This window comes from Serratia proteamaculans (assembly GCF_949794035.1).
In the GTDB taxonomy this organism is placed as follows: Bacteria; Pseudomonadota; Gammaproteobacteria; order Enterobacterales; family Enterobacteriaceae; genus Serratia; species Serratia proteamaculans.
Window position 1 is genome coordinate 2140840 of sequence record NZ_OX461105.1, and the last position, 15461, is coordinate 2156300.

Here is a 15461-nt window from a genome sequence, read left to right on the forward strand (position 1 = left end):
GACCGAAACCCCTGCCAGTTGAACGGCCTGGCAGGGTAACGGCGAGATTACTGGGTAAAAAAGTCGTTATACAACATATACAGATGTGCGGCGCTCCAGGAGAAGTTGGGGGCCCCTTGCTGCATACCGGTCAGCGGATTGTAGTTTTCGCGGATCGGCCCGTCAGTCACCAGCCCGTCAGCATGGTTGAAGAAAGCCTGTGCCATGGCTATTGCATCGGCACGGTAGCCATAGCTTTCCATTCCTTTCAGCCCGAAATACAACTGATCTACCCATACCCGCCCACGCCAGTAAATATCCGCGCCGAACGCCGGGTTGGTTAGCGCCGCCGTACCGAGTGGCACGTAGGTGTTGAATTCACGGGGATCCTTCATCACTTTAACCACCGCATCGGCATGTTGCTGGCTGGCAGCGCCATTAAACAGCGGTGACCAGCCCTCCGGCCCTTTGCCGCGCTCGACAATAGGTTTACCGGCACAGCCATTGGACAGCGGTTTATCTTCGATGCGAATGTCGTAGAAGAAGCCACTGGATTGGTCGAACATGCAGGTATTGATGTAATCCGCCAGTTTATCGGCCTTGCTGCGGAAGGCGGTGGCATCGGTACTGTGGCCCAGAATATCGGCCATCTCGGCCAGATACTTGTTGTCGCTGTACATGTAGCTGGCCTGATCCACCGACTCCTGCAGCAATGAATAGCCCAGCAGGGTGCCGTCCGGCGCGCGGTTTTCGGCAAATTTCACCTGCCAGTCCTGCCTTTTTCCCCCTTTTGCCAGATAGCGGGCCAATTGATCCGGGTCGATAAAACCAAAGGCGGCAGCGTCGTCGCGGCCCGACTCCCAGGAGGCGGCAACCTGGGCTGGAATTTCGATGCTGTCGTAGTGGCCGGAACGCACCACCCGATCGTAGTTGTTCAACCCGGCGAGCGTTTTCTCATGCTGCCCGAGTTTCACGGTGAACAGCATCTGGCCATCCGGCGTATTGTGCGCCTTATCCCGCGTTGCGCCATATTCCGGTACGCCGTTGCCGTTATGGTCGCGGTTATGCAGCCACCAGTTGTGGTAGGCGACCAGTTTCGGATACATCTCGGTCAGCCACTGTTTATCGCCGGTGGTGTTATACACCTCCATCACCGCCCAGGCCGCCAGGCTGGGTTTGGTATTACGTTCGTTCCAGTTGCTGCCGTCACCGCCGCGTTCCGGGCTGGGGTTGTAGGCGATCAGATCGGGGATAAAACCGGCATCCCATGGGCGAAGTGGGTCATCCGGCTGAGTCTGGAAGGCAAACACCGCGCGGATATTATCTTTGGCGACATCAGGATTAAAATGCGCCATGGCGTAAGCCTGCTTCCAGGTATCCCAGGGCCAGGTCTGGTTGCCGGAGAACCAGCGCCCGGTCACCGAAGGGGTCACCGAATCAAACTTCATCGCTCCGGCCGCGCCGCGCCAGTTACCATTTAATGTCTCTATCGCTTTCACCGCCACACGTTCCTGTGCCTGGGTGGCGTGTGGGTTGGTGAGCCCTTTGCTGAGATAGCTTTCCCAACGCCGTGCCGAAGCGGTCATATACTGTTGCGGGTTGGCGAGGATAGCGGCAATTTTTCCCTGTTCCTGCTGCACTTCAGCAGCGGTGAGCAGGTGAGAGTAGGTGGTGTAAAGAGTGGTAGAGCCAGAAATTTGGGCTGTGGCGGTGAACTGATGGCCGTTCACCCTGGTGTGCTGCGGCAGTGATTTATGAATTTGGTATTCGGACTGGCCGGAAGTCATCAGCTGCGAGGCCGCACGCACCTTGCCAAAGGTGACCCGCAGGCCATCCGTGGTCGGCAGGATATGTCGCGTGTAGCCTGGGAAGGCCTGCTCGATAGTCTGAGGTGACTGCGGTTTCTGCTGTTTGGCATAGTATTTTTCCAGCAGTGCGCCATCCCACACCAGCTCCAGCGGCGTATCGGTGATGATTTGGGTTTCCAACAGCGAGGTGCGTGCGCTAGCGAAACGTAACGTCAGATTGACGGTGATCCCTGGTGCGGTGAGTTGCTGGATCAACGCACCGGGAATGCTGTAGGCCGTCATGCTGAAATTTACTTTCTTACCGTTTTTATACAGGCTCAGCCGATCGAAATTATTGGCCATAAAGTTGATGTACTCTTCGGTGAGCAGTGCCGGACCGGGGAAGCCGCCGGCACCCTCTGGGCCGTCAGGCAATAAATGACCGTGCCAGGCGCCCTGATCGAAGAACGGGTTAAAACGCTGATGTTCATCAAAATCATAATCGAGTATGTAGTGCGGCGCGCCGCTGCGATTAATCACATTTTTGTAGGCGTCTGCCCGCAAGGTGTTCTCGTTACCCGGGTGCGAGGAGCAGCCCGATATTGCCAGAGTGATAGCCACGGCCAAAGGCGGCAGTTTATTCATCATATTCATTATATTTGCCTTGTCGGTTACCAATAAAAATACTGCATCAGAAACAACGAGTTACTGGCGTCGGTGCTGTCGTTGGTCATATAGAATTTACTGTCCAGCGCGGTGGCGAATTTGCCGCCGCCATACTCGTACCAGATACCGGCCTGCGCGTAAGAGGTGACGGTGTCCGGCGCATTGTCCAGCCGGTGGCGGGCGTAGCTGTAGGCGGTCGAGAAATACAGCCCTTGGGTGGCTTCAACCATAGCGCTCAGCATCAGACCTGATTCCGAGCCCGGGTGGCTGCTGCCGTCCCCCTTACCGGTGTGGTGCCAGACGCGTCCGGCCAGGTTTTTGCCTTTCAGCCCCAGCAGATACAGTTGCCCCATGCCGTCGGTGATTTCCAGGCCGTTCAATAACGTCAGTTCTTCCTGCAGATCGTATTGGGTGTAGCCGTTGACCATGGCGCGGTAGGTGTACTTGTCCGAGTAGCGGTCATATTTGCCAAAGTGCAGTAATGCCTTGCTCTCATCAATGCGGCTTTCCGGTGCGGCGGTGATGCTGTAGCGGAACTTCCCGGTCAGATTTTGCAGCTTGGCGGCATAGGAGAGATCCCGGGTGTTGGGGATCACATAACCGTATTCCGGGGTAAAGTCGGCCCACCATTGCAAATCATCCAGTGAGGAGTCATTGCGCACGCTGAGCATCATTTCGGTGCCGTCGTCGGTGCGATAGCCGCCGTAAAAACGGTTGATGCCGCCTTCAAAGCCACCCCAACTGTGGTCCGGTACCCAGGCATTGCCCTGGTGGTCCGCCTGTACCGTCCAGCCCTCGCCGTAGATCAGGCCGAACCAGTGGCCGTGTTTGATTTCCAGCCCGCCCTCAATGTAGGTGCCGTCGCTGTATTTATGCTGATGCTCACCGTTGAGATAGACGCTGCCGCCAATGCCCAGCTCACCGTAAAAGCGCAGGGCGGTAGCCTCGGTGGTTGTTAACTCTGGCGGCGGGAGGACGTTATGTTCTGCGGGGACCACGGACTCCTGCGCCGGTAATTCCAGCGGTAAAATCAGCAGTAAAGCGGGTAAAAATTTATTATTAGCTCTTATTTTCATTTGGACACGCATCAGTTTGGGGGTATTGGACGGTCAACATGGCGAGATGCCTGCCAACGTGATCCATTAACGCCCTGTGGGTCGGCCCCTTTTCCCTGGGAGGAGATAAAAAACCGTCTTAAGCAAGACGGTAAAACGGCAGTTATATTAGTAAAGTATTTAGTAAAAAATATCGCTAAATCAGTAAATCGTTAACTTGATCACAAAGGATGAAATCGGTATCTTCGCTAGTGGTATTGCGAACAGGCTGAACCGTCGTACAGGTGCGATGGGGAAGTTTCTGGGGGGAGGGGTCAGCAGGGCGTATACCTTGCGGCGCTGTCCCGGTAAGCTAGCGTTTTTGTCTATCCATTGAGACTTTATGGCCACACTGAAGGAAATCGCAGAAGCTGCGAACGTGTCTGTTGCTACCGTTTCGCGAGTGCTGAATGACGACCCCACTCTGAGCGTGAAAGCGCAAACCCGGCAAAAAATTCTGGAAGCCGCGGAGCGTCTCGAATACAAAGTCCAGCCTTCAAAACGTCACAGCGGGCACCGGCTAACATTCGCCGCGCTGTTCACCTATAAGCAGGGCATCGAGATTAACGATCCTTACTATCTGGCGATGCGTTATGGCATTGAAACACAATGCGAAAAGCTGGGTATTTCGTTGGTGGCCTGCTACGACTTCAACGGTGAAAAACCGCTGCCTGCGGCGGACGGTCTGCTGGTTATCGGTCGGCCGCAACCTGTGCTGCACGAGCAACTGAGCCAACAAAAAGTGCCGGTGGTGTTCCTGGATGGCGTGGTTGAAGATCCGCAGTTCGACTGCGTTAATGTTGATTTGTACCAAATCAGTCAGAAGGTGATCGACTATTTCATCGGGCGCGGCTATTCACGTATTGGATTTATCGGCGGACGCGACGATCCGGCCTTTGCCGACCAACGCGAGCAGGCGTTTGTCGAGTATGGCCGGCTGAAAAACGTAGTACAGCCCCAGGATATTTACACCGGTGATTTCAGCAGCCAGGCGGGTTACCAGTGTGCGCGGCAAATGCTGGAGCGAGCTACCGATTATCCTCCGGCCCTGTTGGTGGCGACCGACTCTATCGCTATCGGCGTATTGCGCGCCCTGCATGAAAATGGGATCCAGGTTCCCGGACAGATTGCGCTGATCAGTGTGAACGATATTCCCACTGCACGCTTTATTTTCCCTGCCTTATCAACGGTGCGTATTCCTTCAGAAACCATGGGCGCCCAGGCCGTCAACCTGTTGACGGAGCGCATTCGCGATGAGCGAACCGTCCCTTTATCGATCTTCGTCCCCAGCTCACTTCAGTTGCGCGACACTACCGTCGCCTGAAAAACACCCTGTGCCGCATATCGATAGCTGCTGCGCAGGGGTGCCCGCCAGAGTAAAAATTAACGTCATGATTAAAAAAGACATTTAATATTTATTGTGATCCCGTCGTCATTAGGTAAATATGATCTGTAGTTTTTACTAAATATTTACTATCGTTCTCCCATTGAAAGCTGTCGGGAGACGTGACGTGAATAATTGGGAAAATATAGAAAAGCAGTCGGAGAATCGCTTACCGCCGCGGGCGAGTTTCTTCAGCTATCGGGATGCCAGGCAGGCATTGAGTTTTGATCGCAACGCCAGTTTGGGCTTCCAGTTGCTGAGCGGGCGTTGGCAGTTCTGCTATTTCGATCATCCTGGGCGGGTACCGGAGGCGTTCTACCGCCAGCCGATGGCGGAATGGGGCGAAATCACCGTACCGGGCATGTGGCAGATGGAAGGGCACGGTCAACTGCAATATACCGACGAAGGCTATCCGTTCCCGATCGACGTGCCTTATGTTCCAACCAACAACCCGACCGGTGCCTACCAACGTCATTTCACCCTCGGTGACGAATGGGTCGATCAGCAGGTCATCATCAAATTTGACGGCGTAGAAACCTATTTTGAGGTTTACCTCAACGGGCACTACGTCGGCTTCAGCAAAGGCAGTCGGTTGACCGCCGAGTTCGATCTCAGCGACTACCTGCAAACCGGGGACAACCTGCTGTCCGTGCGCGTGATGCAGTGGGCCGATTCGACCTATATCGAAGATCAGGACATGTGGTGGATGGCAGGCATCTTCCGTGATGTTTATCTGATCGGGCAGCAACGCACGCACATTCATGACCTCACTCTGGTCACCACCTTCGATGAGCAGTATTGCGATGCGCTTCTGGCGGCAGAGGTTGAACTGCGGAACCTGGGCCAGGGTGTGGCCAGTGGCTATCGGCTGCAGGCGCAGTTATTTGACGGTGAGGCCTGCGTCGCAGAACAGTGGGCGAATGAGCTCAGTGTTGGCCCGGATGCCACCTGCCGGTTTGAGATCCCGGTTAGCCAGCCGCAGCAGTGGAATGCGGAACACCCCTACCTGTATCAGCTGCTGCTCAGCCTGTACGACAATGCCGGCAATCTGTTGTCTGTGGTGCCGCAACGGGTCGGGTTCCGTGAAATCAGCGTGCGTGACGGCTTATTCCACATCAATGGGCGCTACCTGAAACTGCATGGTGTTAACCGCCACGACCACGATCACCGCAAAGGCCGGGCCGTTGATATGGCGCGGGTTGAGCGTGACATCGTGCTGATGAAACAGCACAACATTAACTCGGTGCGTACCGCCCATTACCCGAACGATCCGCGTTTTTACGAGCTGTGCGATATCTACGGCCTGTTTGTGATGGCGGAAACCGATCTGGAAAGCCACGGATTTGCCAACGTCGACGATATTAGCCGTATCACCGACGATCCTCGTTGGGAAAAGGCCTACGTCGAGCGCATTGAACGCCATGTGATGGCGCAGAAAAACCATCCCTCCATCATTATCTGGTCACTGGGCAATGAGTCCGGGTATGGCTGTAACATTCGTGCGATGGCCAAACGCTGCAAGGCGCTCGATGCCACCCGGCTGGTGCACTACGAAGAAGACCGGGATGCGGAAGTGGTCGACGTGATCAGCACCATGTATTCCCGTGTGGCCATGATGAATGCGTTTGGTGAATACCCTCACCCGAAGCCACGGATCCTGTGTGAATACGCTCACGCCATGGGCAACGGGCCAGGGGGACTGTTCGAATACCAGTCGGTGTTTAACCGCCATGCCAGTCTGCAAGGGCATTACATCTGGGAGTGGTGCGATCACGGCTTGCTGAGTCATGACGAGCAGGGGCGTGAGCGCTATCAGTACGGCGGCGATTACGGTGATTACCCGAATAATTATAACTTCTGCATGGATGGGCTGATCTATCCGGATCAGCGTCCTGGCCCTGGCCTGCGTGAATACAAGCAGGTGCTGTGTCCGGTAGAGGTGAGCGGCGCCGGCGAGAAGCAGCCGGTGCTGCGGGTCAAAAACCGTTATTGGTTCAGTTCGCTGGCCGACATTACGCTCAAGGTCAGCATCAAGGCCGGTGGTCGGCAACTGGCCAGCTATGACGTCAAGCTGCCGCACCTGCAACCGGGCGAGTTTGAAGAGATCCATCTGCCGGAATTGGCACTGGGCGCGGAAGAAACCTTCATTGACGTCGATGTGTATAAAGACAGCGCCACCCGATACAGCGCCAGCGGAGAGCTGCTGGGGCAGTATCAGCATCTGCTGCAATCCGCCACGCCGTTACTCAGCCCGCCACCGATCGGCGAGCAGACTGTTGCGCTGCAATGCCACGACGAAAACCATCAAATGATCGTCAGCGGCGACAATTTTAGCCTGACCTTCTCGCGCCTGAGCGGCGAACTGCTGTCGTGGCAGGTATCGGGGGATGAAGTAGTGGGGCGTGCGCCGCATCTTTCCTTCTTCAAGCCGGTAATCGACAACCATAAGCAGGAGTATGAGGGGATCTGGCAGCCGAACCATCTGCAGATCATGCAGCACCATTTCCGCAGCCTGCAGTGGGAGCGACAGGGGGACGATGTGGTGATTGAAGTCCGCACACTGATTGCGCCACCGGTGTTTGATTTTGGTATGCGTTGCCGTTACCGCTGGCAGATATCTCCGCAGGGCCACGTCAGTCTGGATCTGTCTGGCGAGCCTTACGGCAATTTCCAGCAGGTGATCCCGAAAATTGGCCTGGATTTCGGCCTCAGCCGCCGTTTTGAACAGGTGGAATACTACGGTCGCGGGCCGGGGGAAAACTACCAGGACAGCTGTCAGGCCAACCTGATCGGCCATTATCAGCAGCGGGTGGGCGAGTTGTTTGAGCATTATCCGTTCCCGCAGGATAACGGCAATCGGCAAGAGGTGCGCTGGTTGAGTCTGCAGGACGGTAACGGCAAAGGGATCTTTATCCAGCCGCGGCGGCCGATCAATTTCAGCCTGTGGCCTTATAGCGCCGAGATGCTGCATCAGGCTCAACATATTAATGAACTGCGAGAAAGCGACTATCTGACGCTAAACCTCGACGATCAAATCCTGGGTCTGGGCTCCAACTCCTGGGGCTCGGAAGTGTTGGACTCCTATCGGGTTTATCTGTCGCCGTTCAGTTACGGCTTTACGCTGGTGCCTTTTAACCGGCAGGAAACCGAGGCTTCCACGCTGGCCGGATATCATTTCGCACCGGCCAATAATAACGCTCAGTCAGAAGAGGCGAACTTATGATTATTATCGAATCATTAGCGGAGTTTCAGCTTATTTACCGCGCCGGGAAAAAATGGCAGCGCTGTATGGAGGCCATCAATAATATTAATCACATCGAGCCGAATGTCTTTTATTCGGTAGGCGATTCGCTGGTTTACCGGTTGGCTTCCGGCACGAGCCAACAGCATGACTGGCTGGAGGGGAATCGTCGCTATTTTGATGTTCACTATTATCTGGCCGGCCAGGAAACGATTGAGGTGGCCGACAAGTGCGAGCTGACCTCGGTGGTGGCCTATCAGGACGAAACCGATCGCGAGTTTTTCAACGGGCAGGGTGAGTTACATCCTGTGGGCCAGGGCAAGGTGGTTATTTTTGAGAACCACCAGGCTTATCGATTTAAACAGAGTCACCAGGTAAAAAAAGTCATTTTAAAAGTGACGGTAGAAGACAGCTATTTCCTCAATAAATAGCGGAAATCTCTTATTAAAAAATAAGTCCTTTCGCTTTCAGGTTGCAGTTGGCAAGGCTGCAGCTTGAAAGACCCAGGGAAATAAACCGATTAAGTACCCTACAAAATTTCGGAGAGTGTCTATGGCTGTGTCGAATAGAAATACTATCGGCAAGTTCGGTTTGCTGGCGATGACGTTCGCGGCAGTGTTCAGCTTCAATAATGTGATCAATAATAATATTCAGCTTGGCATTGCCTCCGCCCCGGTTTTCCTGGTGGCGACCATTATCTATTTTATTCCTTTCTGTCTGATCATTGCCGAGTTCGTGTCACTGAACAAGAACTCTGAGGCTGGGGTATACGCCTGGGTAAAAAGCGCCCTGGGCGGGCGTTGGGCGTTTATGACCGCCTATACCTATTGGTTTGTGAATCTGTTCTTCTTTACCGCGCTGCTGCCGAGGGTCATCGCTTACGCTTCTTACGCGTTCTTGGGCTATGACTATGTCTTTACGCCATTGACCACCGCGATCATCAGTATTTTCCTGTTTGCGTTCTCAACCTATATTTCCAACAGCGGTGCCAAGCTGTTGGGCCCGATGACCTCGGTCACCTCCTCGTTGATGCTGTTGCTGACGTTTTCCTACATCATCCTGGCCGGTGCGGCGGTGATTGGCGGGATCGAGCCGGCCAACCCGATCACGGTGGAAGCCATTACGCCGAGCTTTAACTGGGCCTTCCTCGGCATCACCGCGTGGATTTTCCAGGCGGCAGGCGGGGCGGAATCGGTAGCGGTGTATGTCAATGACGTGAAGGGCGGCAGTCGCTCGTTTGTGAAAGTGATCATTCTTTCCGGGCTGGTGATCGGCGTGCTGTATTCGGTTTCATCCTTACTGCTTAACGTGTTCGTTAGCCGTACCGATCTGCACTTTACCGGCGGAACGGTGCAGGTATTTGAAGGGCTGTCGGCGCACTTTGGCCTGCCGGCGGTGCTGATGAACCGTTTCGTCGGTCTGATTTCCTTTACCGCGATGTTTGGCTCATTGCTGATGTGGACCGCAGCGCCGGTAAAAATCTTCTTTACCGAGATCCCGAAAGGTATCTTTGGCGAGAAAACCATCCGCTTGAATAAGCATGGTGTGCCGACCCGCGCCGCCTGGTTGCAGTTCTTTATCGTGATCCCACTGATGCTGATCCCGACGTTGGGCTCTGACAGTGTACAGGACCTGATGAACACGCTGATCAATATGACCGCCGCCGCATCCATGCTGCCGCCGCTGTTCATTATGCTGGCCTACCTGAATCTGCGTTTAAAGTACGACCGGGTGCAGCGTGATTTCAAGATGGGCTCCCGGTTGCAGGGGATCGCGATTGTCAGCACGCTGATCGTCATCTTTGCCGTGGGCTTTGTCGCTTCAACCTTCCCCACCGGGGCGAGCATTGTGACCATTGTGTTTTATAACGTCGGTGGCCTGGTGATCTTCCTCGGCTACGCCTGGTGGAAATACAACCGCTACTCCAAGAGCCTGGATGCTCAGGCCCGCTATGACGAGGACACGCCGTTGGCGAAAATTGTGCTTGAGTCGCAGGATGGCAAAAAGGCGCCGGCGGGTGATCTGAGCTGTACCGCCTTGTAATTTATCATGGCTTAAACTTGCCTCTCGGCGTTGGCTGAGGGCATTAAAGGGCGGCCGGGTTCACAGGCCGCCATTTTTTTTCAAGACATATGTGAAAGCCGTCGCTTTAGGCAGCAACTTCGGTTCCCCCTTTTGTCGTCTAAATCGATAGAATTCTAACAACCCAACAAAAGTTAGGTTCTACATCAGAAAGTGCTATCCGTTTGTTTTATGAAGATTATTAAAAGAATAAAATGCTGCATTAGATCTAATGACTATTTTTGGCTGAGTTAACGCGTCATAACCACTTTTATAAGTTGATGGCTATCACATAATTACTCCTGAAACTCCGTTCATCCGTCTTACGATCGCCTTCCCAATTCCCCGCTAAAACTATAAATCGCACTTTACTGTTTTTCAGGCTCGTTATAAAACGAACTCATGTTTAAAAACAAACAAGTGTCCAATATGACCAGCAGAGAAAAACAGATATTGCAGCTTCTGAGACGTGATCCTTTGATCCCACAGCAGGAAATTGCCGATGTTTTAGGTATTAGCCGCTCTGGTGTCGCCGGACACATAATGAATTTAATGAATAAGGGATATATAAAAGGCAAGGGTTATATATTGTCGGAGCACAGCTATGTGGTGACCGTGGGTTCGACCAATATGGACGTCTGTGGTTATGCCTCATCTAAATTAGTGTATGAGGACTCTAATCCGGGAAAAATAAAATGTACGCCCGGTGGCGTAGGCAGAAATATTGCGCAGAATGTCGCTTTATTAGGGCGGGAATGTCACCTTATTTCCGTTGTCGGCGACGACTTCTACGGTGAAACACTGTTGGAGCAGGCGAAGCTGGCGGGAGTGCATATCGGCAACTTCCATAAACTGCACGGCGAAAATACCTCAACCTATGTCTCTTTGCTTGATAACAGCGGTGAAATGCTGGTGGCTATTAACGACATGCGGATCCTCGAGAAACTCACGCCAGCCTTATTAGCCACCTCCAAAGATCTGATCCAGCATGCCGGCGTGTTGGTGGTTGATTGCAATCTCACCGAGGACGCGCTGGCCTGGCTATTTGGCCATTCCGGCAACGTGCCGGTGTTTGTTGACACCGTATCGGCGTTTAAAGCGCCCAAAATCCGTCGTTGGCTCTCACACATTCATACGCTTAAGCCGAATCGGCTGGAGGCCGAAGTCCTCAGCGGCATGGCGATCCACGGGCCTCAGGACGCGCAGCCCGTTGCCCAATGGTTCCATCAGCAGGGGGTGCAACGATTAGCCCTCAGCATGGGGCCCGCCGGCGTTTATTACAGCGAGATTGACGGGCAAAACGGCTGGTCGCGGCCACTGAGCGTCGACATCGTTAATGTCACCGGTGCCGGTGACGCCATGATGGCAGGCCTGGCCCACTGCTGGCTGGAGGACATGACGCTGGCAGACAGTATTCGTTTTGCTCAGGGCTGCTCGGCATTAACCCTCTCATCCGAATTGACTAATAACCCTAACCTGTCGAACGGCAGCGTTCAAAAACTGTTGGAGCTACAATCATGAAAAACAATGTTATTTCCCATGACTATCTGGATATTTCACCGGAAGTTGCCGAAGCCTTGGCCAACAAACGCCCGGTTGTGGCTCTGGAATCCACCATTATTTCCCACGGCATGCCGTACCCGCAAAACGTGCAGACCGCGCTGGAGGTTGAACAAAAAATCCGTGATAACGGCGCAGTACCGGCCACTATCGCCATTATCAATGGCCGCATGAAGGCGGGGCTGAGCCGTGAGGAAATCGAACTGTTGGGCAAAGAAGGCCACAAAGTGGCGAAAGTGAGCCGCCGGGATTTGCCCTTTATCGTCGCCGCCGGTCAACACGGCGCCACCACCGTAGCCTCAACCATGATCATTGCCGAGATGGCGGGTATCCACGTGTTTGCCACCGGTGGCATTGGCGGAGTGCATCGTGGTGCCGAGCACACCTTTGATATCTCTGCGGACCTGCAAGAATTGGCCAGAACCAACGTGGCGGTGATCTGCGCCGGGGCCAAGTCTATTTTAGATTTGGGGCTGACCACCGAATATCTTGAAACCCACGGGGTACCGGTGATTGGCTACCAGACTCCAACGCTGCCGGCATTCTTTTGCCGCACCAGCCCATTCACCGTCAGCATTCAGTTGGATGCCCCGGCGGAAATCGCCCGGGCAATGGCCACCAAATGGCAGGCGGGGCTGGAGGGCGGCATGGTGATCGCTAACCCGATCCCGGCGCAGTATGCGGTGCCGGAGGACAAAATTAATGCGGCCATTGAACGGGCGGTGCGCGAGTCGGTAGAACAGGGAGTTCAGGGTAAAGACAGCACGCCGTTCTTACTGGCCCGGGTGGCTGAACTGACCGGTGGCGATAGCCTGACGGCCAATATTCAGTTGGTGTTCAACAATGCCAAACTGGCGGCGCAGATCGCCTGTTGCTATCAGCAAGAGGCCGCCTGAGACGACAGTAGTTTCCTTAATTTTTACCCTGATAACCAACACTAAATAAAAATTCCAGCCTGGAAGGTGGAGGGGGCAGCCTTGTCTCTTTCTCCTTTCAACGCTGGGTATAAAGGGATGGATTTATGGACTTACTCCGCAGCTTAATAGGTATCTGTATTCTTCTCCTTATTGCTTTTATTTTTTCAAATAACAGAACGCGCATTAGCCTGAGAACCGTAGGTTGCGCTTTAATTCTACAGGTTTTGCTCGGCGCGATTATGCTTTATGTACCGGCGGGGAAGTGGGTGATTAATGCCATTGCCGGCGGGGTCAATAAAGTGATTTCTTACAGCGATGCCGGTAGTTCATTTATTTTCGGTGGGCTGGTGGGGCCGAAAATGAATGTGCTGTTTGACGGTGCCGGGTTTGTTTTCGCTTTCCATGTTCTGCCTGCAATTATTTTTATTACCGCACTGATCTCAATTCTCTATTACCTCGGCGTGATGGGATGGGTGATCAATGTACTGGGTTATGTTTTCCAAAAGATGTTGCGGATCAGCAAGGTCGAGGCTTTTGCCGCAGTAACCACTATCTTCCTGGGGCAAAACGAACTGCCTGCGGTGCTTAAGCCTTTCATTAACAAGATGAGCCGCAATGAGCTGTTTACCGTGATTTGCAGCGGGATGGCATCAATCGCCGGATCGATGCTGGTCGGCTATGCCGGGCTGGGCGTGCCGATTGAGTATTTACTGGCGGCTTCGCTAATGGCGATCCCCGGCGGGATTTTGTTCGCACGCATGCTCAGCCCGGCCACCGAGGTTTCGCAGGTTGAATTCAGCCAGATGTCGTTTAGTGACAAACGTCCGGCAAGCATTATCGAAGCGGCGGCCAGCGGTGCCATGCTGGGCCTGAAAATTGCGGTGGGTGTCGCCACCGTGGTGATGGCATTTGTGGCGTTGATTGCGCTGATCAATGGCCTGATCGGCGGAGTGGGTAGCCTGCTGGGGTGGGAACAGCTGAGCCTGGAAAGGCTGTTCGGCTATTTGTTCGCGCCGTTGGCTTACATCATGGGGGTTAACTGGGACAACGCGGGCCTGGTAGGCGGGCTGATAGGCCAGAAGTTGGCGATCAACGAATTTGTCGCTTACGTGAATTTTTCAACTTACCTCAAAGATACCGTAGCAGTGCTGGATACAAAAACTATCGCGGTTATCTCCTTTGCACTGTGTGGGTTCGCCAATTTTGGATCGATCGCTGTAGTGGTGGGAGCATTCAGCGCTGTTGCGCCAGAGCGCGCTTCGGATATCGCCAGCCTGGGTCTGCGTGCCTTGTTGGCAGCGACGTTATCCAACCTGATGAGCGCCACTATCGCCGGGTTGTTTATTGGTCTTGGGGCGTTGACCGCATCATTATGATAATGGCCTGTTTGTTGGCTATTGGGGGATTATCTCACGCTATAAACTTGCGCATTAGATAAGTGGATACTAATGTGTATTTATGAATGAAAATGACATCTTTAAGGCGCTGGCGGATCCTACCCGCCGCACCATCTTCGAAAAACTGGCCGCGGGTAGCATGAATGCCAGTGCCCTGCGTGAAGGCATGCCCATCAGCCAATCGGCGATGTCCCAGCACCTGACAGTGTTGCGTCAGGCTGGTCTGGTAAGCGAGGCGCGGCAGGGCCGTTTCGTCAATTATCAGGTTGACCCGCAGGGGCTGGCATTGATTGCCCGGTGGCTGGATAAGTACCGTACCTTCTGGCCGGAGCGTATCGAGAAGCTGAATATTTTGCTAAAGGACATGGATCAATGAACCAGACCGATGCCAACCTGCCGCCGCTGGTGCTGGAATATTCACTTGATGCGCCACCCGAGAAAGTCTGGCGGGCGGTGGGTATCCCGGCATTGCGCGAACAATGGTTACCGAATGCCGTGCTGGCCGACGCTGAACCGGTTGTGGTGACGCCGGGAACGGAAATCAGCTACCGGATGCGTGATGACCAACCGCCGTTCCTCGAAAGCACCGTAACCCTGCAAATTCTGCCCAGCGCCGCTGGCGGTAGCCTGTTACGCATAATCCATCGGCTGGACGATGTGCGACTGACGGCGGCGAACGACAGTGGACGGCACCTGATGCGCGCCGCCTGACGCCTGACATTCTCTATTCCACACTTGAAAACAGGAGTTCACCCATGCGTGAATCGATGCTGCTCGTCCCTATGGTGGTTGAACAGACCAGTCAGGGAGAACGTTCTTTCGATATCTATTCGAGATTGCTGCGTGACCGTATCGTTTTCCTGAACGGGGAGGTTAACGATCAGGTGGCCGAAATACTCTGTGCGCAGTTGCTGTTTCTGGAGGCCGAAAACCCGGAGAAACCGATCCACCTCTACATCAACTCGCCGGGTGGGGTGATCACCAGCGGCTTTGCCATCTATGACACCATGAATTACATCAATGCGCCGGTGCACACCCTGTGTATGGGGACTGCGCGTTCGATGGGCTCCTTTCTGCTGATGGCCGGGGAAGCCGGCCACCGCATGGCGCTGCCCAATGCCAGCCTGCATGTGCATCAGCCATTGGGCGGTTTTCAGGGCCAGGCATCGGATATCCTGATCCACGCCGAAGAAATGAAACGCACCAAGCACAGCGTAATCACGCTTTATGCCAAACATTGTGGCCGCAGCTATGAAGAGGTTGAGCGTGCTCTCGACCGTGACCGTTTTATGAGTGCCGATGAGGCGGTGGAATGGGGGCTGGTGGACTCGGTGTTGCGGGGACGGTGAGGGTTAAATTAAAGCCGCGCGGTTGC

General features: G+C 54.2%; 12 protein-coding genes. 10 read left to right on the top strand and 2 right to left on the bottom strand.

What is annotated here, in order from left to right; genetic code table 11:
* Nucleotides 1-47: 47 nt before the first annotated feature.
* Together ygjK and ygjJ are read right to left on the bottom strand one after the other, a co-directional pair.
* Complete coding sequence (gene ygjK / locus QOT07_RS10100) at nucleotides 48-2420, bottom strand: alpha-glucosidase (protein ID WP_283603030.1); 2373 nt, start codon at nucleotides 2418-2420, stop codon at nucleotides 48-50.
* Nucleotides 2421-2437: 17 nt separating this feature from the next.
* On the bottom strand, nucleotides 2438-3508 hold the full coding sequence (ygjJ, locus tag QOT07_RS10105; protein ID WP_283603031.1) for a protein YgjJ: 1071 nt from the start codon (nucleotides 3506-3508) through the stop codon (nucleotides 2438-2440).
* Between the two features lie 361 nt (nucleotides 3509-3869).
* Here ygjJ and ebgR point away from each other — a divergent pair, with 361 nt between their 5' ends.
* From ebgR to QOT07_RS10155, 10 genes are all read left to right on the top strand, one after another.
* Nucleotides 3870-4850 (top strand): transcriptional regulator EbgR, encoded by a 981-nt coding sequence (gene ebgR / locus QOT07_RS10110; protein ID WP_261415853.1) that lies wholly within the window; start codon nucleotides 3870-3872, stop codon nucleotides 4848-4850.
* Nucleotides 4851-5037: 187 nt separating this feature from the next.
* Complete coding sequence (ebgA, locus tag QOT07_RS10115; protein WP_283603032.1) at nucleotides 5038-8133, top strand: beta-galactosidase subunit alpha; 3096 nt, start codon at nucleotides 5038-5040, stop codon at nucleotides 8131-8133.
* On the top strand, nucleotides 8130-8582 hold the full coding sequence (locus tag QOT07_RS10120) for a beta-galactosidase subunit beta (RefSeq protein WP_207977786.1): 453 nt from the start codon (nucleotides 8130-8132) through the stop codon (nucleotides 8580-8582). The genes ebgA and QOT07_RS10120 overlap by 4 nt, the downstream gene beginning before the upstream one ends.
* Nucleotides 8583-8703: 121 nt before the next feature.
* Nucleotides 8704-10194: an amino acid permease gene (locus QOT07_RS10125; RefSeq protein ID WP_261415855.1), complete on the top strand. Its 1491-nt coding sequence runs from the start codon at nucleotides 8704-8706 to the stop codon at nucleotides 10192-10194.
* Between the two features lie 420 nt (nucleotides 10195-10614).
* A complete protein-coding gene (locus QOT07_RS10130; RefSeq protein WP_099062367.1) occupies nucleotides 10615-11733 on the top strand; it encodes a PfkB family carbohydrate kinase in 1119 nt (372 codons plus the stop codon).
* Nucleotides 11730-12668, top strand: coding sequence for a pseudouridine-5'-phosphate glycosidase (locus QOT07_RS10135; protein WP_283603033.1), 939 nt, complete (start codon nucleotides 11730-11732; stop codon nucleotides 12666-12668). Before QOT07_RS10130 ends, QOT07_RS10135 begins: the two co-directional genes overlap by 4 nt.
* 125 nt (nucleotides 12669-12793) lie before the next feature.
* Nucleotides 12794-14065, top strand: coding sequence for a NupC/NupG family nucleoside CNT transporter (locus QOT07_RS10140; RefSeq protein ID WP_283603035.1), 1272 nt, complete (start codon nucleotides 12794-12796; stop codon nucleotides 14063-14065).
* Nucleotides 14066-14147: 82 nt separating this feature from the next.
* Entirely contained in the window at nucleotides 14148-14462 is a 315-nt protein-coding gene (locus QOT07_RS10145) for an ArsR/SmtB family transcription factor (protein WP_219015963.1), read from the top strand.
* The gene (locus QOT07_RS10150) at nucleotides 14459-14797 is read left to right on the top strand and encodes an SRPBCC family protein (protein WP_207977794.1); all 339 of its coding nucleotides are present in this window, start codon (nucleotides 14459-14461) and stop codon (nucleotides 14795-14797) included. The genes QOT07_RS10145 and QOT07_RS10150 overlap by 4 nt, the downstream gene beginning before the upstream one ends.
* 44 nt (nucleotides 14798-14841) lie before the next feature.
* A complete protein-coding gene (locus QOT07_RS10155; RefSeq protein WP_085116303.1) occupies nucleotides 14842-15435 on the top strand; it encodes an ATP-dependent Clp protease proteolytic subunit in 594 nt (197 codons plus the stop codon).
* Nucleotides 15436-15461 lie beyond the last annotated feature (26 nt).